The following is a 21,863-nucleotide window of genomic DNA, read 5'->3' as shown; positions in this document are numbered from 1 at the left end:
CATGACGCCGACCCGATGGACCGGACGGAACCTCGGCCTGGTCGTCCCCGGCGCCCTCGCCGTGCTGCTCGTCCTGCTCGCCCTCGCCGCACCGCTGGTCGCCCCGTACGACCCGGCCGCCGGACGGCTCGCGGACCGCCTGCTCGACCCCGGCAGCCCCGGGCACCCGCTCGGCACCGACGGCCAGGGCCGTGACCTGCTGAGCCGGCTGGTCTGGGCCGGGCGTGCCTCGCTCACCGGCGGGCTCGTGCCGGTCACGGTCGCCACCGTCGCCGGGACGCTGCTCGGCATCGCGGCGGGCCTCGGCGGCCGTCTCACCGAGCAGGCCCTGCTGCGCACGCTGGACGTCCTCTACGCCTTCCCCGGGGTGCTGCTGGCGATCGCCGTCGCCTCGCTGCTCACCCCAGGGCTGGGCGCGACCGTGCTCGCGCTGTCCGTGGTGCTCACCCCCGCGGTCGCCCGGGTCGCGTTCACCGAGACCCGGCGGATCCGCAGCTCCGAGTACCTGGAGGCGGCCCGGGTCAGCGGCGCCGGCTGGGGCGCGCTGGTGCTCCGTCAGGTCGTCCCCGTGGTGGCGCCGGTGGTGCTGGTGTACGCCTCCTCGCTGGTCGGGCTGGCCGTCGTGTACGCCGCCGGGCTGTCCTTCCTCGGGCTCGGCGTCGCCCCGCCCACCGCCGAGTGGGGCGCGATGCTGGACGAGCTGCGGCCCTCCCTGCTCACCCACCCCTGGGTGGCGGTGCTGCCGGCCCTGGTCATCCTCGCGGTCTCGGTCGTGTTCAACACCCTCGGCGAGGCGCTGCGCACCCGCATCGGCGACGCCGCCGCCCACCTGCCGCGCGCCACCCCGGCCGCGGCCCGACGAGCCGCGAAGCAGGTGACCCGATGAGCAGCGGAGCACCGGACCCGACGAACCGCGAGGCCGGTGGCCCGCCGGGCGCGCTGCTGGAGGTGGAGACGCTGGGCGTCGAGTACCCGGGCGGCGTGCGGGCCGTCGACGGGGTCTCCCTCGCCCTGCGGGCCGGCGGCGCCCTGGTGCTGCTCGGCGAGTCCGGCAGCGGCAAGACCACCGTCGCCCGGACGGTGCTCGGGCTGCCCGGGCGCGGCGCCGTCGTCACCGGCGCCGTCCGCCTCGCCGGAACGGACCTGCGGGCGCTCGACGAGCGCGCCCTGTCCGACGTCCGCGGCCGGCGGATCGGCTACGTGCCGCAGGACCCGAGCTCCTCGCTCGACCCGCTGCGCCGGATCGGCCCCCAGCTCGCCGAGGTGCTGCGCCGGCACGGGGTCGCCGACGGCCGACGGGCCGCCCGCGCCGCCGTCCCCGGGCTGCTCGCCACCGCGGGAGTCCCGGATCCGGAGCGGGTCGCCCGGGCGTACCCGCACGAGCTGTCCGGCGGCCTGCGCCAGCGCGCCGCGATCGCCCTGGCGATCTGCTGCGGGCCGGAGCTGCTGATCGCCGACGAGCCGACCACCGCGCTGGACGCGCTGGTCCGCGGCCGGATCCTGGACCTGTTCACCACCCTGCGCGCCGACTGCGGCATCGCGCTGCTGCTGGTCACCCACGACCTCGCGGTGGCCCGGCGGATCGGCGGCACGGTGGCGGTCATGCGGGCCGGCCGGGTCGTCGAACTCGGCCCGGCCGAGCGGGTGCTCGGCGATCCCGACCACTCCTTCACCGCTGCCCTGGTGGCCGCCGAACCGGGAGCCCGCCGATGACCACCGACCCGCGCACCACCACCGACCCGCGCCGCGCGGTCGGCCCGAGCACCACGGCCGACCCGCGCACCGCCCCCCGTCCCGACCCCGGTCCCACCCCCGAGGCCCCCCTGCTCGCCCTGGACGCCGTCGGCAAGCGCTTCGGCGACCGGGCGGCACTGGAGGGCGTCAGCCTCCGCGTCGCCCCCGGCGAGACCGTCGGCCTGGTCGGCGAGTCCGGCTCCGGGAAGTCCACCCTGGCCCGCCTCGCGCTCGGCCTGCTCGCCCCCGACTCCGGCAGCGTCCGCTTCGCCGGCCGCGACCCGTACCGGCTGCGCGGTCGCGCCGACCGCGCGCTGCGGGGCCGGCTGCAGTTCGTCCCGCAGCACCCGCGCGGCTCGCTCAACCCGAGCCTGCGGGCCGGGGAGGCGGTCGCCTTCGCACTGCGGCTGCACGGCACCCCGCGCGCCGAGCGCGCCGCCGCCGTCGCGAGGCTCTTCGCCCAGGTCGGTCTGGAGCCCGCGCTCGCCGCCCGCTACCCGCGCGAGCTGTCCGGCGGGCAGCTGCAGCGGGTGGCCGTCGCCCGGGCGCTGGCCACCGGGCCCGAGCTGCTGGTCTGCGACGAGCCGACCTCGGCCCTGGACCGCAGTGTGCAGGCCCGGCTGCTCGACCTGCTCACCGAGCTGCGCGAACGCACCGGCCTGGCCTACCTGTTCATCTCCCACGACCTCGCCGTGGTCCGCCACCTCGCCCACCGGGTGCTGGTGCTGCGGCACGGCCGGGTGGTCGAGGAGGGCCCGGCCGACCGGCTCTGGGACTCCCCCGCGCACCCGTACACCCGGGCCCTGCTGGAAGCCGCCACCGGCACCGCCCCGTCCTGACTCCCCTGACCCTGCTCACGCACCACGAACCACCGACGCACCACCGAACCGACTGAGGAATCACCATGACTCGCACCGCCCGCATCCGCTCCAGAGCCGTCGCCCTGCCGGCCGCCGTCGCCCTGCTCGCCGCGGCCGCCGGCTGCGCCGGCTCCGACGGCGGCTCCGACGGGGCGGGCGGCGGTGCCGGCCGCGGCGGGACCCTGGTCGTCGGCGCCACCGGCAAGCTGCCCAACACCGACACCGTGATCGGCGGCGCGGGCTTCGAGGGCAAGCGGCTGGTCTCCTTCCAGCTCTACGAGGGCCTGACCCGCTACGAGTTGCTGAAGGGCACCGACAAGCCGCCGGTGGTCACCGGCGCCCTCGCCACCGACTGGCAGGTCGCGGCCGACCGCAAGACCTGGACGTTCACCCTCCGCAAGGACGTGAAGTTCCAGGACGGCACCCCCTTCGACGCCGACGCCGTGGTCTTCAACCTGGCGCGCTACCTCGACAAGACCAGCCCCGAGTACACCGACGCCCTGGGCGCCGCCGCCGCGGAGTACGCGGGCGACATCGCCTCCTACCGCAAGACCGACGCCGACCACGTCGAACTGGTCACCAAGGAGCCCAATGGCCACTTCCCCGAGGACCTCGCGCACGTCCTGATCGCCAGCCCCACCGCCGTCCGGAAGACCGGCTCCGCGAACTTCTCCCAACACCCGGTCGGCACCGGCCCGTTCAGCTTCGTCTCGCAGACCGAGGGCCAGCAGATCGAGCTCGCCGCCAACAAGGACTACTGGCGCGGCGCCCCCAAGCTCGACCGGCTCGTGATCAAGGCTCTGCCGGACGCCGCCGCCCGCACCGCGGCCCTGCGCTCCGGCGGCGCGAACTGGATCGAGTACCCGAACCCGGACGACATCGAGAGCCTCAAGTCCGACGGCGTCACGATCGCCACCAACAGCTACGACCACCTCTGGTACTGGATCCTGGACACCTCCAAGGCGCCCTGGAACAACCCGCTGGTGCGCAGGGCCGCCAACTACGCGATCGACCGCAAGGCCATCGCCGAGAAGCTGCTGCACGGCACCGCCGACCCCGCCTACCAGGCCGCGCCGCGCGCCACCGCCGCGTACGACCCCGCCGGGGACGCCTACTCCTACGACCCCGCCAAGGCCAAGCAGTTGCTCGCCGAGGCCGGCGTCCCGAACGGCTTCGCCACCTCCGTCACCGTGCCCACCGGCGGCAGCGGCAACCTGCTGCCGGTGCCGATCGCCGAGGCCATCCAGCGGGACCTCGCCGCGGTCGGCATCAAGGTCGAGCTGCGCACCACCGACTGGACCACCCTGATCGGCGCCGAGGCCAAGGGCCAGGTGGCACTCGGCTCCGACGCCGTCGCCCAGTCCACCACGCTGTTCCAGTCCGAGGCGCTGCTGCCGCTGTTCATCGGTTCCAAGAGCCCGTTCTGGACCGGCCACTACGCGAACCCGCAGGTCGACGAGTTGCTCGCCGCCTCGGCCGCCGACGCCGACCAGGCCGCCCGGCAGGCCGGCTACCGCAAGGCCCTCACCCTCGTCACCCAGGACGCGCCCTGGCTGTTCGTCGTCAACGACCGCAACCCGCGGGCCCTGTCGCCGAAGGTCCACGGGCTGGTGCAGCCGCAGTCCTGGTTCCTCGACCTCACCACGGTGTGGGTCGGCTGATCCCCTCCCCGAAGCACCGCGCCGACCCGGCACCGCGCCGAGACCGGCACCCCGTCGAACCGGCGCCCCGGAACAGCACCCCGACGCACCACCCCCGAGCACCACGGAAGGACAGCCGTCCGATGACCACCCCGCACCCACCGCACCACCACCCCGAGGCCGAACCGCCCAAGTGGGGCATCACCCTGCCCCTGCCGGGCCTGACCATCGACCGGCACCGCTTCCTGGTCGAGCGGCTGCCCGACCTCGGCTACACCGACGTGTGGAGCGCCGAGGGTGGCGGCACCGACGCCTTCACCCCGCTGGCCGCGACGGCGGCGTGGTCCCCGTCGCTGCGGATCGCCACCGGCATCGTCCCGGTGCACACCCGCGGCCCGGCGGTGCTCGCCCAGACCGCCGCGACGCTCGCCCAACTCGCCCCCGGCCGCGTCCTGCTGGGCATCGGCGCCTCCGTCCCCGCCCATGTCACCGACATCAACGGCATCCCCTTCGACGAACCCTTCAAGCGCACCCGGGACGTGCTGCGCTTCGTCACCCGGGCGCTGCGCGGCGAGTACGTCACGGGCGGGTTCGACACCTTCGACATCACCGGCTACCGGCTGCCGCACCCGCCGGCCGAACCGGTCAAGGTGATCCTGGGCGCGCTGCGGCCCAACATGCTCCGGCTCGGCTTCACCGAGGGGGACGGCGCCATCACCAACCTGCTGTTCCCGCACGACGTGCCGAAGATCCTGGACACCGTCGGCCCGCAGCGGCCCGGCAAGGAGCTGGTGGTGAAGGTCTTCGTCTGCCCGACCGAGGACACCGACTACGCCCACCGCGCCACCCGGCCCTTCCTGGCCTGGATCCTCAACCGCGAGCCGTACCGGAAGTTCCACGAGTGGCTGGGCCACGGCGAGTTGCTCGCCGAGACGCACCGACTGTGGGCCTCCGGGGACCCGGAGGGCGCCCAGAAGGCCCTGCCGGACGAGGTGGTCGACGGGCTCTTCGTCAGCGGCTCCCCCGAGGAGTGCCGCGAGCGCATCCTCGCCTACCACCGCCCGGGCGTCACCACCATCCAGCTGTACGTGTCGCTGCCGCCCGAGGTGTTCGTCAGCCGGGCCAAGCTGCTCGACACCCTGGCCCGGCTCGGCCCGGCCGCCCGCTGACCCGTTCCACCTCGCCACCTCGCCACCGCTCCACCGCGCCGCCGTTCCCGCCCCGCCGCCGTTCCGTCCGATCGACACCCGAGGAGAAGCCGTGCCCCTGGAGATCCGCGGCGGGGTCCGCGCCGCACCCGTCCCCGGCAGCACCCCGCAGGAGCGCCAGGCCCTGCGCTGGGCCCCCGACGGCCGCGACCGCACCGCCGACCCGGCGTACGTCGCCCGCACCGCGCGCGAGAACGAGGAGGACGGGCTGGACAGCGCCCTGGTGGTGCAGTCCAGTTCGTGGCCCGACCCCTGGCTGGTGGCCTCCTGGGCGCTGGCCGCCACCACCCGGCTGCGGATCGCCGTCGCCCACCGGGTCGGCACCACCGCACCGACCGTCGCCGCCCGCTCCCTGGCGACCCTGGACCGCCTCTCCGGCGGGCGGGCGGCGGCGCACGTGATCATCGGTTCCAGCGACCGCGACATGGCCCGCGACGGCGATCTCCTCGACAAGGCGGAGCGCTACCGCCGGGCCGAGGAGTACCTCGATCTGTTCACCCGTTACCTCACCGCCGACCGGGACATCGACCACAAGGGGGAGTTCTACACCGTGGCCGGCGCCCGCCCCGGCCTGCACCCGGAGCCGGGCGGCGAACTGCTCTCCTTCGGCGGCTCCTCACCGCAGGGCCTCGACCTCGCGGCCCGCTACGCGCAGGTGTACGCCGTCAGCCCCCTGCCGCTGCCCGACACCCGGCGGCGGATCGCCCAGGCCCACGCCGCGGCCGCCGTCCACGGCCGGTCCCTGCGCATCTGGCGGCACATCACCGTCGTCCTCGCCGACACCGACGAGGAGGCCCGCGACCGCGTCCGCCGACTGCGCCGGGACGCCCTGCGCCTCACCTCCGGCGCCGGCGGGCGCTGGCGGGAGGCCGTCCAGCTCGACCGGGACCGCGAGCGCGGCCGCTCCGACCCCGCCCACGGCGACGAGCAGGTCGCCGCCTACGTCCGCCGCTCCCTCAGCGCCGCCTACACCGGTTCGCCGGACACCGTCGCGGCCCGCATCGGGCTCCTCCGCTCGGCGGGCGTGGACATCGTCCAGCTCGACCTCCCCGTGGAGACCGACCACGACCGGGAGCTGCGCCGCGCCCTGGTCCGCCGTCTCCGGGCCGGCCACGGCACCCCGGCCGACCGCCGCGGCTGGTGAACCGGCGCGGCCGCGCGCGGCTCAGTCGTACAGCGCCACCCGCGGCTGGACCGTCCCCGGGGACGGCTCCAGGACGGTGAGCCGGTACCGCTGGACGAGGGTGTGGTGGCCGTGGAGGACCAGCTTCGCCGAGGTCAGGGGGGTGTACAGGGTGCCGGTCTGGCTGGCCAGCGGCACGGTCCTCCAGTGGCCGCCGCTCAGGACCTCCAGCTTGACGTCCGCCGGGCCGAGGAAGGGCCCGTGGTCCGGGGACTCGACGAGGATCTGCGGGGCGACGGTCTGGTCCGCCGCCGTGGGGTTGCGGTACGTGACGGTGATCCGGTGCGCCGCGTGGTCGGTCGGCAGCGGGCTGGAGGGCAGGTCGACGAAGGCGACCGGCACGGCGGTGGCCACCGCCGGCGGGGCGGCGGCCACCGTGGCGGCCGCCGAGGAGGGCAGGGTGAACGCGGCGGTCGGCAGGGCGGCGAGGGCGGTCAGGGCCAGCGCCCGGCCGAGGAGCTTCCTGGTCGGCATGGGGGCCTCCTTCGATCGTGCTCGGCTCCCCGGAGTCCACCGGTGGCCGGACGGTACCCGTCCACCCTGCACTCCGACGGCGCAACGCGCATCCGCGCCGCGCGCCGGCCGCCCCCGCCCGGCCCCGACCGAGGTCGACCGACCGCGACCGACCGCGAGCGCGGTGGCAGCGCCGGGCAGCCGGGGCGACGCTGGAGGGGGCAGCCGACTGCCCCGCGTCAGGCCGAGGAGGTCGAGCCGTGAGGTTCATCCAGATCATCGAGTACCGGACGAGTCGCATCGACGAGTTCAACGCCCTGCTCGACAGCTGGGTCGAGAAGAACAAGGGCCACCGTCTGGCGACGCGGGCCCTGCAGACCCGCGACCGCGACGGCGAGAACGTGTACCTGAACATCGTGGAGTTCCCCTCCTACGAGGTGGCGATGGAGAACTCCAGCCGGCCGGAGACCGCCGAGTTCGCGGCCCGGATCGCGGCCCTGTGCGACGGTCCGCCGTCGTTCCGCAACCTCGATGTCCTGGACGAACGGACCTTCCAGGACTGAGGTCCCGCCCCCCCGGACCGGCCCGGACCATCACCGACCGGGCCGCTGGCCGGAACATTCCGGCCGGCCGGTAGATTCGCTCCCCACCACCGACCGAGGGAGCAGCCGTGCCCGACCGGCCCAGCCTGCTGTACGTGACCGATCTCTCCTACCCGGCCGCCGGTCGGCGCTACGGCGACGAGGACGTGTTCCTGACCGCCCGGCTGCGGGAGTGGTTCGACCTCGCGCTGTGCCACCCGCTCGACGCCCGGGCCCTGATGTCCCGCTTCGACGCGGTCGTGGTGCGCAACAGCGGTCCGGTGCTGCACTACCGGGAGGAGTACGCCCGCTTCCGCGCCGAGGCCCTGGCCGCCGGCGTGCGGGTCTACAACCCGCTGACCGGGCGGGGCGACATGGCCGGGAAGCGGTACCTGCTGGACCTCACCGCGGCCGGCTTCCCGGTCATCCCCACCGTCGACCGGCCGCAGGACCTCGCCCTGCTGCCCGTCGCCGACCGCTACGCGGTCAAGCCCCAGGAGGGCGCCGACAGCCTGGGGCTGCGCTTCCTGACCCGCGAGGAGCTGGACGGCATCGAGTGGGCCGGGCAGCTGGTCCAGCCGCGGATCGACTTCGCCTACGAGGTCTCGTTCTACTTCGTGGACGACGCCTTCCAGTACGCCCTCCACGCGCCCGACCCGGTCCGGCGCTGGGTGCTGGAGCCGTACGAGCCGAGCACGGCCGACCTCGACTTCGCACGGCGCTTCGTCGCGTGGAACACGCTCGACCACGGGATCCAGCGGGTGGACGCCTGCCGGGCGCCGGACGGCCGGCTGCTCCTGGTCGAGCTGGAGGACCTCAACCCCTACCTGTCCCTCGACCTGCTCCCCGAGCAGGCCCGGGAGCGCTTCGTCCGGGCCCTGGCGGACTCGCTGCGCCGGTTCCTGGGCTGAGCACCGCCCCGCCGAAGGGACGAGGGCAGGGGCCTCACGGCCGGGGGACGCCCCCGACGAAGTCCTTCAGGGCGTCCATCCGGGTCCGCCGCCCGGCCGGGTAGCGGCGCAGCGCGCGCTCGGCCCGGCGCGAGCCCGGCCGGTAGCGCCAGCGGGCCCACGGCGAGTCGGGCTTGGCCAGGCGCAGGCAGGCGACCAGCGCGACCAGGGGCACCAGCACCCCGATCACCCCGAGCGCCGTCTTGCCCTTGAGGATCGCCCCGACGGAGAACACCAGGTCGACCAGCAGCACCGCGGCGAAGGCCAGGTGGGCGGCGGTGCCCTGGCCGGTGTCGGCGAACGGGTTGACCCCGGCCACCAGCAGCAGGCCGACCGCCACCGCCAGGAAGGCCGCGTCGACGGACTTGCGCCCCTCACCGGACCAGTAGACGTCCTCCAGGTGCAGCCAGAGCGCGTACTCGTCGAGGGTGAGCGCGGCACCGGCGCCGAACAACGCGGCCAGGATCTGCGCCCCGGGCGGGTCCGGCCGGTAGGCGAACTCCATCGCGCCGGCCACCAGCATGGCGAGGATGCCGTACACCTGGTGGTGCACGTGGGTGCCGCCGACCTCGACGTCGCGGAAGGGGCCGCGGCCGGCCCGGATCAGCCGGGTGATCACCCGGGTGCCCACGAAGGTGAGCACGAACGCGCCGACCATCCACAGGCCGATGCCGTGGTTGGGCACGGTGAGGTCCACCTTGACCTCGACCACCGCGGAGCGCACGGCCGCGCGGTTCCGTCAGTCGCCGTGCGCGGCGCGCGTTCCGGGACTCCGGACGCCGCGCCGTCGCACCCTGTCACCCTCCGGCACCACGCACCTCCGCACCACGTACCTCCGCACCACGTACCTCCGCACCGGGGCCGCGACGGTCGCCCCCGAGGCGTCGGCCGGGGCCCGGGGCTCCTCCGTGCCCAGCGTATCCGCGTCGACCGGGCGCCGCGCTGCCACTCCTCCGCCCGCCGAAGCACCGCCCCTTTCGCCCGAATGGCGCGTTCAATTACCCCTAGGGGTATATTGGCAGCAGCATTCCTCCCCGAAGGACCGAGAGCAAGGAGAGCGGCATGTGCCGACGAGTCGCCTGTCGACGCTGTGGGAAGCAGACCTACGCCGGGTGCGGCATGCACGTGGAGCAGGTCCTGGCGGGGGTGCCGGCGTCCGCCCGGTGCACCTGCGGCCCGAAGGAGCGGACGGGCGGCGGCTGGCTCGGCAAGCTGTTCGGGCGCCGCTGAGGCCGGAAACGCGGCCGCCCCGGGACCAACCTCCCGGGGCGGCCGCGCTGCGCCGCATCGACGGATCCCGCCGTACCGACAAGATCCCGCGCCGTCAGCAGATCCGCGGCAGTTGCTCGCCCATCGGCAGGTCCACCACCCGGGTGCCGCCGAAGCCGGTCCGGGCGACGACCATGCCGGGGTGCTCCTCGACGCACTCGCCGATCACCACCGCCTCCGCGCCCAGTGGGTGGTCGCGCATCGCGGCGAGCACCGCGTCCGCCTCCCCGCGCGGCACGAAGGCCACCAGCTTGCCCTCGTTGGCCACGTACATCGGGTCCAGGCCCAGCAGCGCGCAGGCGTTGGCCACCGCCTCGGGAACGGGGACGGCCCGCTCGCTCAGCGTCACCCCCACCCCGGCCGCCACGGCGATCTCGTTGAGCGCCGCCGCCAACCCGCCCCGGGTGGGGTCGCGCAGCACGTGCAGGTCGCGGGTGACGGCCAGCATCGCCTCGACCAGGCCGCCGAGCGCCGCGCAGTCGCTGCGCACCTCGACCCCGAACTCCAGGCCCTCCCGGACGCTCATGATCGCGACCCCGTGCAGCCCGATCGGCCCGCTGACGATCACCACGTCGCCGGGGCGGGCCCGCTGCGGCCGGATGTCGACCCCGGCGGGGACGAGCCCGAGGCCCGCGGTGTTCAGGTAGATGCCGTCCCCGCGCCCGGCCTCGACCACCTTGGTGTCCCCGGTGACCACCTCGACCCCGGCGGTCCGGGCGGCGGCACCGAGCGCCCGGGCCACCCCGTCCACCACGGCCATCTCGACGCCCTCCTCCAGGATGAACCCGCAGGACAGGTACGCCGCCCGGGCCCCGCTCATCGCGAGGTCGTTGACGGTGCCGTTGACGGCGAGGTCCCCGATGCTCCCGCCCGGGAAGAACAGCGGCCGCACGACGTAGGAGTCGGTGGAGAAGGCGAGCCGGGCCCCGCCGAGTTCCAGCACGGCGGAGTCGCCGAGCCCGGCGAGAGCCGGTCCGCCGAAGGCCGGCGCGAAGAGGTTCTCCACCAGTTCGGCGGACATCGCCCCGCCGCCGCCGTGCCCCATCACCACCCGGGGGTGATCGCGCAGCGGCAGCGGGCAGCTCCAGCCGGAGAAGTCGGGGACGGGCGGGGCCTCGGGAGCGGCCTCGGCGAGGATCTCGGTGTCAGCCAACGGGGGTCGTCTCCTGGGCCCGGACGGAAGCGGTCGGCGTGCTCAGCCGCCGGTAGAGGTAGTACGCGGCGCAGGCGCCCTCGCTGGAGACCATGGTGGCGCCGAGCGGGGTCCGCGGGGTGCAGGTGGTGCCGAAGGCCTCGCACTGGTGCGGCTTGAGCAGGCCCTGCAGCACCTCGCCGCTGCGGCACGCGGCGGGTTCCCGGGTGGCGATCCCGGCGACGTCGAAGCGGTGCTCGGCGTCGTGGTCCCGGTAGCGCGGCGAGAGCCGCCAGCCGCTCCGCGGGATCACGCCGATGCCCCGCCAGGCCCGGTCGGCCACCTCGAAGACGTCCTCCAGCATGGCGCGCGCCGCCGGGTTGCCCTCCGGCCGGACGGCCCGCGGGTAGGCGTTGTCGACGGTGTGCTCCCCGCGCTCCAACTGCCGCACGGTGCGCCGGATCCCCTCCAGGATGTCCAGCGGCTCGAAGCCGGTGACCACGATCGGCACCCGGTGGCGGTCGGCGAGCGCCGGGTACTCCTCGGTGCCCATCACGCTGCACACGTGCCCGGCGGCGAGGAAGCCCTGGACCCGGCAGTCCGGGGACTCCATGATCGCGTCGATCGCCGGGGGCACCCGGACGTGCGAGACCAGCATGCTGAAGTTCCGCAGGCCCTGCTCGCGGGCCAGGTGGACGGCCATCGCGTTCGGCGGCGCGGTGGTCTCGAAACCGATGCCGAAGAAGACGACCTCGCGGTCCGGGTTCTCGCGCGCGATCCGCAATGCGTCGAGCGGCGAGTAGACCACCCGGACGTCGCCGCCCTCGCCGCGGACCCGGAACAGGTCGCGGTCGGTGCCGGGCACCCGCAGCATGTCGCCGAAGGAGCAGAAGATCACCCCGGGGCGGGCGGCGATCGCCAGCGCCCGGTCGATCATCTCCAGCGGGGTGACGCACACCGGGCACCCCGGTCCGTGGATCAACTCGACCTGCTCCGGCAGGAGTTGGTCGATGGCATGCCGGATGATGCTGTGCGTCTGGCCGCCGCACACCTCCATCAGCGCCCACGGCCGGGTGACCGTCGCCCTGATGTCCGCGAGCAGGCCCTCGGCCAGCTCCGGGTTCCGGAACTCCTCCAGGTACTTCACCGTCCGGCCTCCTCAGCCGCTCGCACCGCGCCCGCTTCCCCCGACGTCCCCCGCTCCCCCGGCGCCTCCCGTTCCTCCGCGTGCTCCCGCTCCCGGGACTCCTCCCGCGGGTCCCGCCACTCCCCCGCCGCTTCCCACGGGTCGCCGAACTCCTCCTGCAGCAAACCGAGTTCCTCGAACAGGGCGAGGGTGCGCCGGGCCGACTCCTCGTCCAGCCGTTGCAGCGCGAAGCCCACGTGGACGATCGCGTAGTCGCCCACCGCCAGGTCGGGCAGGTACTCCAGGCACACGTCCTTGACCACCCCGCCGAAATCCATGACCGCCATCCGGGTCCCGTCGCGCTCCCCGATCTCCGTCACCCTGCCGGGCACCGCCAGGCACATCCGCTCTCACTCCTCCCGGGTGACCGCCGCACGGGCGGCCACCATCAGCTGGCCGAGTGCCAGTCCTCCGTCATTGGGCGGCACCCGGCGGTGCCGCAGCACGGTGAAGCCGTCCGCCCCGAGGCCGCGCGCGCAGGCCGAGGAGAGCAGGACGTTGGCGAAGACGCCGCCGCTCAGCGCCACCACGGTGGTGCCGTACCGCTCCCGGACGGCCGCGCAGACCCGCCGGACCAGCCCGGCCACCGCGGTGTGGAAGCGCGCGGCGACCAGCCCGGCCGGCGCGCCCGCGGTCACGTCCGCCACCACCGCCGCCAGCACCGGCGCCGGGTCGGCGATCCAGCCGTCCGCCCGCGCCGGCAGCCCGAACGCGTAGCCCTCGGCGGCGCCGGACCGGCACCCCTCCGCGGCCCCGGACCCGGCGGCGGCCGCCTCCAGTTCGATCGCCGCCTGGGCCTCGTACCCGGCCCGCTGACAGATCCCGGCGAGCGCGGAGACCGCGTCGAAGAGCCGGCCCATGCTGGAGGTCGGCACGGTGTTCAGTCCGCGCGCCAACTGGCGCTCCAGCACCCGCAGTTCCTCCGCCGGGCAGGCCGCGACCGGCGGCAGTCCGGCGGTCCAGGGCAGGCCGGCGGCGCGCAGGTGCGCCAGCGCCGTCCGGTACGGGCGCTCGACCGCCGCGTCCCCGCCGGGCAGCGGCACGTAGGAGAGGTGGGCGAGGCGGCGGAACCCGTCGTAGTCCGCCAGCAGCACCTCGCCGCCCCAGATCGCGCCGTCCTCGCCGTAGCCGGTCCCGTCGAAGGCCAGGCCGAGCACCGGCCGGCCGCCGTCCAGGCCGTGCTCGGCCATCACGGCGGCGATGTGCGCGTGGTGGTGCTGCACCCGGTGCACCGGCCGGCCGGCGGCGGCGCGCTCGGCGTGCCGGACCGAGCGGTACCCGGGGTGCCGGTCCGTGACCAGCAGCTCGGGCCGCACCCCGCTGACCGTGCCGAGCTGGTCGACCGCGCGGTCGAAGGCGCGCAGCGTGGCCAGGTCGTCCATGTCCCCGATGTGTCCGGACAGCCAGGCGTAGCCGTCGCGGGCCAGCGCGAAGGTGTTCTTCAGGTCCCCGCCGGCCGCCAGCACCGGGCGCACCGGCACCGGCAGGGGAAGCGGCAGCGGGGCGTACCCGCGCGAGCGGCGCAGCGGCAGTTGCTCGCCGTCCACCACCCGCACCACCGAGTCCTCGCACGGCACGTGGATCGGCCGGTCGTGGGTGAGCCAGCCGTCGACCAGCGGGGCGAGCGTGTCCAGCGCCTGCCGGTCGTCGGTGACGATCGGCTCGCCGGAGAGGTTGGCGCTGGTCATCACCAGCAGGTCCGGCCCCGGCGCGGCGAGCAGCAGGTGGTGCAGCGGCGTGTACGGGAGCATCACCCCGAGGTCGGGGCTGCCCGGGGCCACCGCCGCGAACTCCGGCCGCGGCGCGCCGGTGCGGCGCAGCAGGACGATCGGCCGGACCGGTCCGGTGAGCAGTTCTCGCTCGACCGGGTCGAGCGGCAGCAGTTCCTCGACCGTGCCGAGGTCACGGGCCATCAGCGCGAACGGCTTGTCGCCGCGCCGCTTGCGGCGGCGCAGCAGGGCGACGGCGCCGGTGTCGCGGGCGTCGCAGGCCAGGTGGTAGCCGCCGATGCCCTTGACGGCGAGGACCGCCCCGGCGGCCAGCAGTCGGCGGGCCCCGGTCAGGGCGTCCTCCCCCGCGAGGCCGGTGCGCCCGGGCACGGTCAGGGCGAGCCGCGGCCCGCAGGCGTGGCAGGCGACCGGCTGGGCGTGGAAGCGGCGGTCGCGCGGGTCGGTGTACTCCCGGGCGCAGTCCGCGCACATCGGGAAGCCGGCCATGGTGGTGTTGGCGCGGTCGTACGGCAGGCCGGTGACGATGGTGTGCCGGGGGCCGCAGTTGGTGCAGCTGATGAACGGGTGCCGGTGGCGGCGGTCGGCCGGGTCGGCGAGTTCGGCGAGGCAGTCGGCGCAGACGGCGACGTCGGGCGGGATCAGGGTGGCCCGGGGTCCGTCGGTCCGGGACGCGGTGATGGCGAAGCCGGTGGCGCCGGTGGCGGCGAGCGGCGCGTGGTCGACGGAGGCCACGTGGGCGAGCGGCGGCGCGTCGCTGGCCACCCGGCGGCAGAACGCCTCGACGGCCTCGCGGCTGCCCTCGACCTCGGCCAGCACGCCCTCGCCGGTGTTGGTGACGCTGCCGGCCAGGCCGAGTTCACCGGCCAGGGTGAAGACGAAGGGCCGGAAGCCGACGCCCTGGACGAGGCCGCGGACGGCGACCCGGCGCCGCTCGCGGCCGAGTTCCGGACGGCCGACCGTCACGGGGCCTCCCCGGCCACCGCGCGGTCGCGCCCGTGGTCGCGCCCCTGACCGTCCCCGTGCTCATGCCCGTGCGCGTGGCCGTGCCCGTGTCCGCGCTCGTGTCCGTGCCCGTGCGCATGCCCGTGCGCGTGGGTCGGGGCCGCCATCACCGGCCGGTGCGGCGCGGCGCCGTCCAGCACGGCCAGCGCCCGCTCCAGCAGCGCCCCGACACCGTCACCGGTGCGGGCCGAGGTGTGCACCACCTCCACCCCGGGGTTGACCCGCCGCACGTTCGCCGTGAACCCGGCCTCGTCGAACTCGGCCGCCCCGGCGAGGTCCGTCTTGGTCACCAGCACCAGGTTGGCCAGGCCGAACGCGGTCGGGTACTTGAGCGGCTTGTCCTCGCCCTCGGTCACCGAGGCCAGCACGACCCGCAGCGACTCCCCGAGGTCGTACGAGGCCGGGCAGACCAGGTTGCCGACGTTCTCCACGAAGAGCAGCCGGCAGTCCTGCGGCAGCCAGCCGTCCAGGTGCCCGGCGAGCATCCGCGCCTCCAGGTGGCAGAGCCCGTCGGTCAGCACCTGCTTGACCGGCGCGCCCGAACGGGCCAGCCGCAGCGCGTCGTTCTCGGTGGCGAGGTCGGCGGTCAGCGCGGCGACCGGCACACCACGCCGCCGGGCCAGCGCCAACTCGGCCTCCAGCAGGGCGGTCTTGCCGCTGCCGGGGCTGGACAGCAGGTTGACCGCGACCGTCCCCCGGGCGGTCAGGGCCGCCCGCAGCTCGCGGGCGCTGTCGTCGTTGCGGGCGAGGACCGCCTGCCGGAGGTCGACCGTGCGGCACATCGGCATCAGCCTTTCTGTTCGGCCGGGACGTCCGGGCGCTCGGCCCACTCGACGTCGAGGATCTGGAGCTCGCGCCCGGACAGCAGCTCGACGCCGCCGCCGGGGCAGCTCGGGCAGCCGAGGTCCGGCGGCATGCCGACGGCCCACTCGGCCTCGCAGGGCGTGCACCGGGCCCGCGCCGCGACGGTCTCGGTGTGCAGCACCGCGCCCGCCACCAGCGTTCCGGCGCAGGCCAGTTCGAAGCAGAAGTCGAGGGCCTGCGGGACGACGCCCGCCAACTCGCCCACCTGCAGCCGCACCCGCGCCACCCCGGGGGCCCCGTGGTCGCGCGCGGCCGCGTCCACCTGCTCGACGACGGCGGCGGCGATCGACATCTCGTGCATCGGTTCCTTCCCACGGCGGTCGGCAGCGGGCGCCATTACGAGGCGCGCCCCATTACAAGGCGCGGTGGCGGCGACGGCCCGAAGCCGCGCCGCCACCGCGCCCGGGGCTGCACCGTTCGCAGCAATTCGCGGCTCACATCCGCGAGATCCGCAGGTACCGCTTGAGGTCCGGCAGGCTCTGCCAGACCATCGCGCCGATCCCGGCCAGCAGGGCCGCGCAGAACAGTTTCCTCAGCATGGTGTTGTCTCCCTCTCCGGTTGCGTGGCCTCGTCCAGGATCCGCAGGACCACGTGGACCGCCTCCTCGACGGCGGCGGCGACGGGGGCGCTCAGCCCGATGCCCTCCTCCAGTGACGCCGGCTCGCAGCCGACCACCAGCACCCGCCCGGGCGGCTCGCCGCCGGTCCCGGCCGCGAGGGTGGCGAGCAGCGCGAGCACGGCGTCCGGCCCCATCCGGTGCCCGTCCAGCTGCGGCACCTCCAGCGGCTCGGCGGCCGCCTCGATGAGGTAGACCGTGCCGGGCGCCCCGCCGCGGCAGGTGGCGTCCAGCAGGACGGCGGTCCGGTGGCCGTCGAGCAGCCGGTACGCCAGGTCCACGCCGCGCACGCCGACGTCGACCACCTCGACGCCCGTCGGCAGCGGGTGCGCGGACAGCCGCCGCACCGCCTCCACGCCGAACCCGTCGTCCCCGAGGAAGATGTTGCCCACCCCGGCGACCAGCACCGATGCGGCGTTCACGACTCCTCCGCCCGGTCGTCGGCAGCCGGCGGGACGGCCCCGCCCGGCGGGACGGCCTCGCCCAGCGGGACGGCCTCGCCCAGCGGGGTGACCTCGTCCGGCTGGAAGTAGCGGAACCGCCCCTGTGCCCGCCACAGGTCCGCGCCCGGGTCGTCCTCCACCGTGACGGCGAGGTGCACCGAGCCGTCCACGTCGTGCAGTACCGCCTCCACCACGCCGGTGCGCCCGGCCAGGAAGAGGTCCTGGGCGTCGGTGCGCCGCCGCCCGGGCCGCAGCAGGACCCGGCTGCCGGCACCGACGGCGTGGCCGCCGACCAGCACCCGGTCCCGCGCGGGGTCGACCTCCGGGTCGTTGCCCGGGTCCCACCAGGGCTGTTCCGCGTCCGCGGTGGCACCGGTGAGGTCGCGCAGCCCGCGGATGGCACCGTGCAGGCGTTCCAGCACCTCGGGCGGCATGGAGTCGGCGAGGTCGATCACGGCCGCGGCCCGCTCGTCGGTGCCCCGGGCCTCCCGCTTCTCCTCGTCGGTCAGCGCCGCGGTGCGCAGGGCCAGGATCTCGTCGATCTCGGTGGCGTCGTACAGGGTGCCGAGGCTCTCCGGGGCGACCTTCGGGTGGTCCTCCAGGATGATCGGCGAGGACAGCAGCACCCCGCGCTCGCCCTCCGGCCCGGCCAGTACCGGCCAGGTGTGCCGGCTGCGGCAGCGCTCGACGGCCGGGCGGGCCCACTCGGGCGGGTCGGTGGCCGACACGAACCGGCCGTGTTCCAGGCCCAGCAGCAGGTGGGCGGAGACCAGCGAGCGCGGCAGTGCGTCCTCGCGGCTCGCCCGCCGGGGCGGCACCCAGGCCGAGACGTTCTCCACCACCGCCGTCAGCCGCTGCGCCCGGTACGGGCCCGGCAGTTCCTCGACGGTCAGCCGCACCAGGCCGTCAACCTGTTCGCGGCGCCGCACCAGCCGTCCGACGGCGGTGCCCTGCTCGCGCAGCAGCTCGGTCTCGCCGACGCCCGGCAGCCGGAACGCCCGCTGCACCCCGGCTCCGGTCAACTCCTCGACCGGGACCAGGAGTTCGATCCTCTCCTCGACGCCCTCGTCCCACTCCACGAGCACCCGGTCGGCCAGCTCCAGCCGCTCCACCGGCTCGAACCCGCCGGCCGCCGTGGCCCGTTCGACGGTGCGCCGCTGCACCCGCAGGAAGCGCAGCTCGACCGCCAGCCGGTCCTCGCCGCGCGCCTCCAGGACGCACTCGGTGCGCTGGTGCGAGTGCTCGCCGCCCTGCGCGGTGTACTCGGGCGGCACCAGGACGCCGAACTGCCAGCGCAGCCGGTTCTTGGCCGCCGAGGCGCGGTACGGGTAGAGCACGTAGCCCTCCAGCAGCACCGCGTCGGCGATCTGCCGGGCGGCCGCGAAGCCGCGCTCGATCCCGGCCGGGAAGCCGCTCACCGGGCCACCTCCTCGACCGCGGCCGCCGTCAGCAGTTCCCGCACCGTCGCCTCCCAGGAGGGCAGGGCCCGCCGGGAGCGGTAGGCCAGCAGGTCGTCCAGCACGTCGTCGGGCAGGCGCAGCCAGCCGCAGCCGGGGAAGTGCCGGTCGATCGCCTCCCGCCAGACCCGCACCGGCATCCGCACCGCGGCCTCCCGGTCCCACGGCACCGGGGTGACCTGGAAGCCGCCGGGGCCGGCGAAGGCGGTGCCGGAGAAGAGCAGCAGCAGCGGTACGTCCCCGCCGTCGAGCGCCCGGAAGTAGCGGGCGGCGGCCACCTCCAGGTCGTAGCTGCAGGGCACCGCGAGGTCGGTCTCGGTCCCGCCGGTGAAGCCGGGCACCAGCAGCGGCACGGTGGCGAACTGGATCGGGTTGAGCGTGTTCGCCCAGCGCTCCCGCTCGCCGAACAGGTCGGCCAGCCGCTCGCCCTCCGGCTCGGCGTACGACCGGCGGCCCGGTTCGATCCGCAGTTGGCAGCGCAGGGCGAGGGCGTGCACCCGGGTGTCGGCCGGCGCGGTGATCCGCAGCCGGAAGACCAGGGTCGGAACGGCCGCGTACGGGTCGGACCGCACGCCGGTACAGGCGAAGGCGAGTGAGGTCACGCCGTCACCGCCGCGGGCAGCGGGCGGGCCCGGTCGGCCAACCGGCCGAAGAACGCGTCGAGTTCGGCCCGCGCCTCGGCCCCGCCGTCGAAGCCGTGCCAGCACCGCCGCAGTCGGCCGACCAGCTCGTAGCAGACGTCGATCGGCACCAGGAAGCAGGCGACGCGCCCGTCGGTGCGGCGCAGCAGCAGCGCCTCCACGTCCGGTTCCAGCGCGGCGGCCAGCCGGCTGCCGCCGAGGGCGCGGTCCCAGGCCTCCTGGTCCACCTCGCTCTCGGTGGCGCCGGCCGGGCCGGGGTAGAACGCGAGCAGCCGGTCCAGCAGGGCGTTGCGGAACAGGAACGCGGTGCCGACCGGGATGCCCAGCACCGACCAGGCCCGCTCGTCCAACTCGCCCCCGGGGTCGGCGAGGTAGCGGTCCGGTACGGTGCGGAAGCGCCCGCCGGCCGCGCCCGGCTGCTGGAACAGCAGGCCGCAGGCGGTGCAGGTGCAGGCCAGCGCGCGCTCCTCGACGTCCACCAGGTGGCGGTGGCCGGCCGGCAGGTCCCGGCCGCAGAAGCCGCACTGCTCGGGTCGCGGTGGCGCGGGCTCGCGCAGCCGGCGCAGCAGGGCGGTCCCGTCGCGGGAGATCCGGCGGGTGTTCATCGCGCCTCCGCGGGCTGCGCCGGGCGGGTGCCGATCTGCAGCAGCTGCGGGGAGCGCTCCAGCTCCAGGGCCGTCACCTCGGGCGCGTGGCAGGCGAGGACGGCCTCCACGTCCCCTTCCGCGCAGCCGCAGCCGGAGGCGGTCCGGCGCAGCCGCAGCACGCCGGTGCCCGGATCGAAGCCGAGCACCTCGACCCGCTCGGGCAGGGCCGCGAGCGCCCGCTCGATCCGGGCGGTGACGTCCTCGGGGTGCAGGTCGTGCAGGAGCAGCACGGCGGCCACCGCCGGGTCGTCCAGCATCCGTCCCAGGGCGGGCGGGGGCAGCGCCGGGACGATCCTGGCCAGCCCCTGGCCGTAGAAGTCCATCAGGTCCCGGACCAGGTGCTCGCCCGCCTGCTCGGCACCGCTGCCGGCCAGGGCGTCCAGGGCCTCCTGGATCCGCAGCCCGGTCTGCTCGGCCGTCATGCGGTGAGCCCGCTCAGGCCGGTGGGCACGTGCATGGTCTGCACGGTGCGTCCGCCGCCGACGTACATGTGCACGCCGCAGGGCAGGCAGGGGTCGAAGCTGCGCACCGCGCGCATGATGTCGATGCCCTTGAAGTTCTCCGGGGAGTTCTCCTCGAAGATCGGGGTGTTCTGCACCGCGTCCTCGTACGGGCCGGGCGTGCCGTAGCTGTCCCGGACGCTGGCGTTCCACGGGGTGGGCGGGTACGGGTGGTAGTTGGCGATCTTGCCGTCGCGGATCACCATGTGGTGCGAGAGCACGCCGCGCACCGCCTCGGTGAAGCCGCAGCCGATCGACTCGTCCGGCACCTCGAAGCGCTCCCAGGTCTGGCTGCGCCCGGCCCGGACCTCGTCGAGCGCCTTCTCGGCGAAGTGCAGGGCGGCGGCGGCCGCGTAGGCCTGGAAGTAGGTCCGGGCGCGATTGCGTTCGAGGGCGTTGCTCCACTGCGGGATCTTCCACTCGAAGGTGACCTCGGGCTTGGTCATCGAGCGGGGCAGGTTGATCAGCACGCTGTGCCCGGTGGCCTTGACGTAGCCGATGTCGACCAGCCCGGACAGCGCGGTGGACCACAGCCGGGCGATCGGACCGCCGCCGGTGTCCAGGGCGAGGTGGTCCTTGCCGTCGAACCAGCGCGGGGACATCACCCAGCTGTACTTGTCGTCGAAGTTGCGCTTCTGCGGCTGCGGGATGGTGTGCTGGTTCCACGGGTGCCGGGGGTCGACCGGGTTGCCCAGCGGGTCGTGGGTGACGAAGAGCTCCTTGCCCTGCCAGTCCTCGTAGTAGGAGCTGCCGAGCAGGATCCGGATGCCGAGGTTGATCTCCGTCAGGTCGTTGGTGACGAGCTTGCCGTCCACGACGATGCCGGGGGTGACGAACATCCGGCGGCCCCAGTCCGTCATGTTGCGGTACGTGAAGTCGCAGTGGTCCGGGTCGTTGAGGCTGCCCCAGCAGCCGAGCAGGACCCGCCGCCGGCCGACCTCCTCGTAGCCGGGCAGCGCCTGGTAGAAGAAGTCGAAGAGGTCGTCGTGCAGCGGCACGACCTTCTTCATGAACTCGACGTAGCGCATCAGCCGGGTCAGGTAGTCGGTGAACAGCTGCACCGTCGCGACGGTGCCGACGCCGCCCGGGTAGAGCGTGGACGGGTGCACGTGGCGCCCCTCCATCAGGCAGAACATCTCCCGGGTGTACCGGCTGACCTGCAGCGCCTCGCGGTAGAACTCGCCCTCGATCGGGTTGAGCGAGCGCATGATGTCGGCGATGGTCTTGTACCCGTGGTCGCCGGCGTGCGCCGCCTCGGTGCGCTCGGCGAGTTCGAGCACGCCGGGGTTGGTCTCGCGGACCATCTTCTCGCAGTAGTCGACCCCGACCAGGTTCTCCTGGAAGATGTTGTGGTCGAACATGTACTCGGCGGCCTCGCCGAGGTTGATGATCCACTCGCCGAGGTGCGGGGGCTTCACCCCGTACGCCATGTTCTGGGTGTAGACCGAACAGGTGGCGTGGTTGTCGCCGCAGATCCCGCAGATCCGGCTGGTGATGAAGTGCGCGTCGCGCGGGTCCTTGCCGCGCATGAAGACGCTGTAGCCGCGGAACACCGAGGAGGTGCTGTAGCACTCCGCGACGCGCTTCTGCTTGAAGTCGATCTTCGTGTGGATGCCGAGGCTGCCCACGATCCGGGTGATCGGGTCCCAGGACATCTCGGTCAGGCCGCTGCCGTCGCCGGCCGCCCTGGTCGTCGGTGTTGCCATCGTGTCTGTCGTGTCCTTCTCTGAACGGGGGCGGAGGCGGCGGCGCCGACGGGCCGCACA

General features: G+C 74.9%; 23 protein-coding genes. 9 read left to right on the top strand and 14 right to left on the bottom strand.

What is annotated here, in order from left to right; all coding sequences use genetic code 11:
- Nucleotide 1: 1 nt before the first annotated feature.
- From AB0Q99_RS17905 to AB0Q99_RS17880, 6 genes are all read left to right on the top strand, one after another.
- Entirely contained in the window at nt 2-886 is an 885-nt protein-coding gene (locus tag AB0Q99_RS17905) for an ABC transporter permease (RefSeq protein WP_363572769.1), read from the top strand.
- A complete protein-coding gene (locus AB0Q99_RS17900) occupies nt 883-1,713 on the top strand; it encodes an ABC transporter ATP-binding protein (protein WP_363572767.1) in 831 nt (276 codons plus the stop codon). Before AB0Q99_RS17905 ends, AB0Q99_RS17900 begins: the two co-directional genes overlap by 4 nt.
- Entirely contained in the window at nt 1,710-2,573 is an 864-nt protein-coding gene (locus AB0Q99_RS17895) for an ABC transporter ATP-binding protein (RefSeq protein ID WP_363572765.1), read from the top strand. Before AB0Q99_RS17900 ends, AB0Q99_RS17895 begins: the two co-directional genes overlap by 4 nt.
- Before the next feature lie 65 nt (nt 2,574-2,638).
- Complete coding sequence (locus AB0Q99_RS17890) at nt 2,639-4,255, top strand: ABC transporter substrate-binding protein (RefSeq protein WP_363572763.1); 1,617 nt, start codon at nt 2,639-2,641, stop codon at nt 4,253-4,255.
- Between the two features lie 122 nt (nt 4,256-4,377).
- Nucleotides 4,378-5,403: an LLM class F420-dependent oxidoreductase gene (locus AB0Q99_RS17885; protein WP_363572761.1), complete on the top strand. Its 1,026-nt coding sequence runs from the start codon at nt 4,378-4,380 to the stop codon at nt 5,401-5,403.
- A gap of 91 nt (nt 5,404-5,494) precedes the next feature.
- A complete protein-coding gene (locus AB0Q99_RS17880; protein ID WP_363572759.1) occupies nt 5,495-6,586 on the top strand; it encodes an LLM class flavin-dependent oxidoreductase in 1,092 nt (363 codons plus the stop codon).
- A 21-nt stretch (nt 6,587-6,607) separates the two neighbouring features.
- Here AB0Q99_RS17880 and AB0Q99_RS17875 read toward each other — a convergent pair whose 3' ends face one another.
- Nucleotides 6,608-7,099, bottom strand: coding sequence for a signal peptide protein (locus AB0Q99_RS17875; protein WP_363572757.1), 492 nt, complete (start codon nt 7,097-7,099; stop codon nt 6,608-6,610).
- A 239-nt stretch (nt 7,100-7,338) separates the two neighbouring features.
- Here AB0Q99_RS17875 and AB0Q99_RS17870 point away from each other — a divergent pair, with 239 nt between their 5' ends.
- A complete protein-coding gene (locus AB0Q99_RS17870) occupies nt 7,339-7,641 on the top strand; it encodes a hypothetical protein (protein ID WP_363572755.1) in 303 nt (100 codons plus the stop codon).
- Nucleotides 7,642-7,748: 107 nt separating this feature from the next.
- On the top strand, nt 7,749-8,570 hold the full coding sequence (locus AB0Q99_RS17865) for a hypothetical protein (RefSeq protein ID WP_363572753.1): 822 nt from the start codon (nt 7,749-7,751) through the stop codon (nt 8,568-8,570).
- A gap of 34 nt (nt 8,571-8,604) precedes the next feature.
- Here the strand turns inward: AB0Q99_RS17865 and AB0Q99_RS17860 are convergent, their stop codons facing one another.
- A complete protein-coding gene (locus AB0Q99_RS17860) occupies nt 8,605-9,333 on the bottom strand; it encodes a hypothetical protein (protein ID WP_363572751.1) in 729 nt (242 codons plus the stop codon).
- A gap of 338 nt (nt 9,334-9,671) precedes the next feature.
- Here AB0Q99_RS17860 and AB0Q99_RS17855 point away from each other — a divergent pair, with 338 nt between their 5' ends.
- Nucleotides 9,672-9,839, top strand: coding sequence for a hypothetical protein (locus AB0Q99_RS17855; RefSeq protein WP_363572749.1), 168 nt, complete (start codon nt 9,672-9,674; stop codon nt 9,837-9,839).
- Nucleotides 9,840-9,933: 94 nt separating this feature from the next.
- Here the strand turns inward: AB0Q99_RS17855 and hypE are convergent, their stop codons facing one another.
- The 12 genes from hypE to AB0Q99_RS17795 form a co-directional block, all read right to left on the bottom strand.
- Complete coding sequence (gene hypE, locus AB0Q99_RS17850; RefSeq protein ID WP_363572904.1) at nt 9,934-10,923, bottom strand: hydrogenase expression/formation protein HypE; 990 nt, start codon at nt 10,921-10,923, stop codon at nt 9,934-9,936.
- Nucleotides 10,924-11,023: 100 nt separating this feature from the next.
- On the bottom strand, nt 11,024-12,157 hold the full coding sequence (hypD, locus tag AB0Q99_RS17845) for a hydrogenase formation protein HypD (RefSeq protein WP_363572747.1): 1,134 nt from the start codon (nt 12,155-12,157) through the stop codon (nt 11,024-11,026).
- Nucleotides 12,154-12,540, bottom strand: coding sequence for a HypC/HybG/HupF family hydrogenase formation chaperone (locus tag AB0Q99_RS17840; RefSeq protein ID WP_363572745.1), 387 nt, complete (start codon nt 12,538-12,540; stop codon nt 12,154-12,156). Before AB0Q99_RS17840 ends, hypD begins: the two co-directional genes overlap by 4 nt.
- Nucleotides 12,541-12,546: 6 nt before the next feature.
- Nucleotides 12,547-14,889: a carbamoyltransferase HypF gene (hypF, locus tag AB0Q99_RS17835; protein ID WP_363572743.1), complete on the bottom strand. Its 2,343-nt coding sequence runs from the start codon at nt 14,887-14,889 to the stop codon at nt 12,547-12,549.
- A complete protein-coding gene (gene hypB / locus AB0Q99_RS17830) occupies nt 14,886-15,710 on the bottom strand; it encodes a hydrogenase nickel incorporation protein HypB (protein WP_363572741.1) in 825 nt (274 codons plus the stop codon). The genes hypF and hypB overlap by 4 nt, the downstream gene beginning before the upstream one ends.
- A 5-nt stretch (nt 15,711-15,715) precedes the next feature.
- On the bottom strand, nt 15,716-16,093 hold the full coding sequence (hypA, locus tag AB0Q99_RS17825) for a hydrogenase maturation nickel metallochaperone HypA (RefSeq protein ID WP_363572739.1): 378 nt from the start codon (nt 16,091-16,093) through the stop codon (nt 15,716-15,718).
- A 231-nt stretch (nt 16,094-16,324) separates the two neighbouring features.
- The gene (locus AB0Q99_RS17820; RefSeq protein ID WP_363572737.1) at nt 16,325-16,831 is read right to left on the bottom strand and encodes a hydrogenase maturation protease; all 507 of its coding nucleotides are present in this window, start codon (nt 16,829-16,831) and stop codon (nt 16,325-16,327) included.
- A complete protein-coding gene (locus AB0Q99_RS17815) occupies nt 16,828-18,270 on the bottom strand; it encodes a hypothetical protein (protein ID WP_363572735.1) in 1,443 nt (480 codons plus the stop codon). The genes AB0Q99_RS17820 and AB0Q99_RS17815 overlap by 4 nt, the downstream gene beginning before the upstream one ends.
- A complete protein-coding gene (locus tag AB0Q99_RS17810; protein WP_363572733.1) occupies nt 18,267-18,911 on the bottom strand; it encodes a DUF6084 family protein in 645 nt (214 codons plus the stop codon). The genes AB0Q99_RS17815 and AB0Q99_RS17810 overlap by 4 nt, the downstream gene beginning before the upstream one ends.
- Nucleotides 18,908-19,555 (bottom strand): DUF5947 family protein, encoded by a 648-nt coding sequence (locus tag AB0Q99_RS17805; RefSeq protein WP_363572731.1) that lies wholly within the window; start codon nt 19,553-19,555, stop codon nt 18,908-18,910. The genes AB0Q99_RS17810 and AB0Q99_RS17805 overlap by 4 nt, the downstream gene beginning before the upstream one ends.
- Complete coding sequence (locus AB0Q99_RS17800; protein ID WP_363572729.1) at nt 19,552-20,019, bottom strand: thioredoxin; 468 nt, start codon at nt 20,017-20,019, stop codon at nt 19,552-19,554. The genes AB0Q99_RS17805 and AB0Q99_RS17800 overlap by 4 nt, the downstream gene beginning before the upstream one ends.
- The gene (locus AB0Q99_RS17795; RefSeq protein ID WP_363572727.1) at nt 20,016-21,803 is read right to left on the bottom strand and encodes a nickel-dependent hydrogenase large subunit; all 1,788 of its coding nucleotides are present in this window, start codon (nt 21,801-21,803) and stop codon (nt 20,016-20,018) included. The genes AB0Q99_RS17800 and AB0Q99_RS17795 overlap by 4 nt, the downstream gene beginning before the upstream one ends.
- Nucleotides 21,804-21,863 lie beyond the last annotated feature (60 nt).

The sequence above is a fragment of the Kitasatospora sp. NPDC086791 genome, assembly GCF_040685975.1.
GTDB lineage: Bacteria > Actinomycetota > Actinomycetes > Streptomycetales > Streptomycetaceae > Kitasatospora.
The sequence above is the reverse complement of the archived record's forward strand: the minus strand, read 5'-3'. Positions and strand labels throughout refer to the sequence as shown.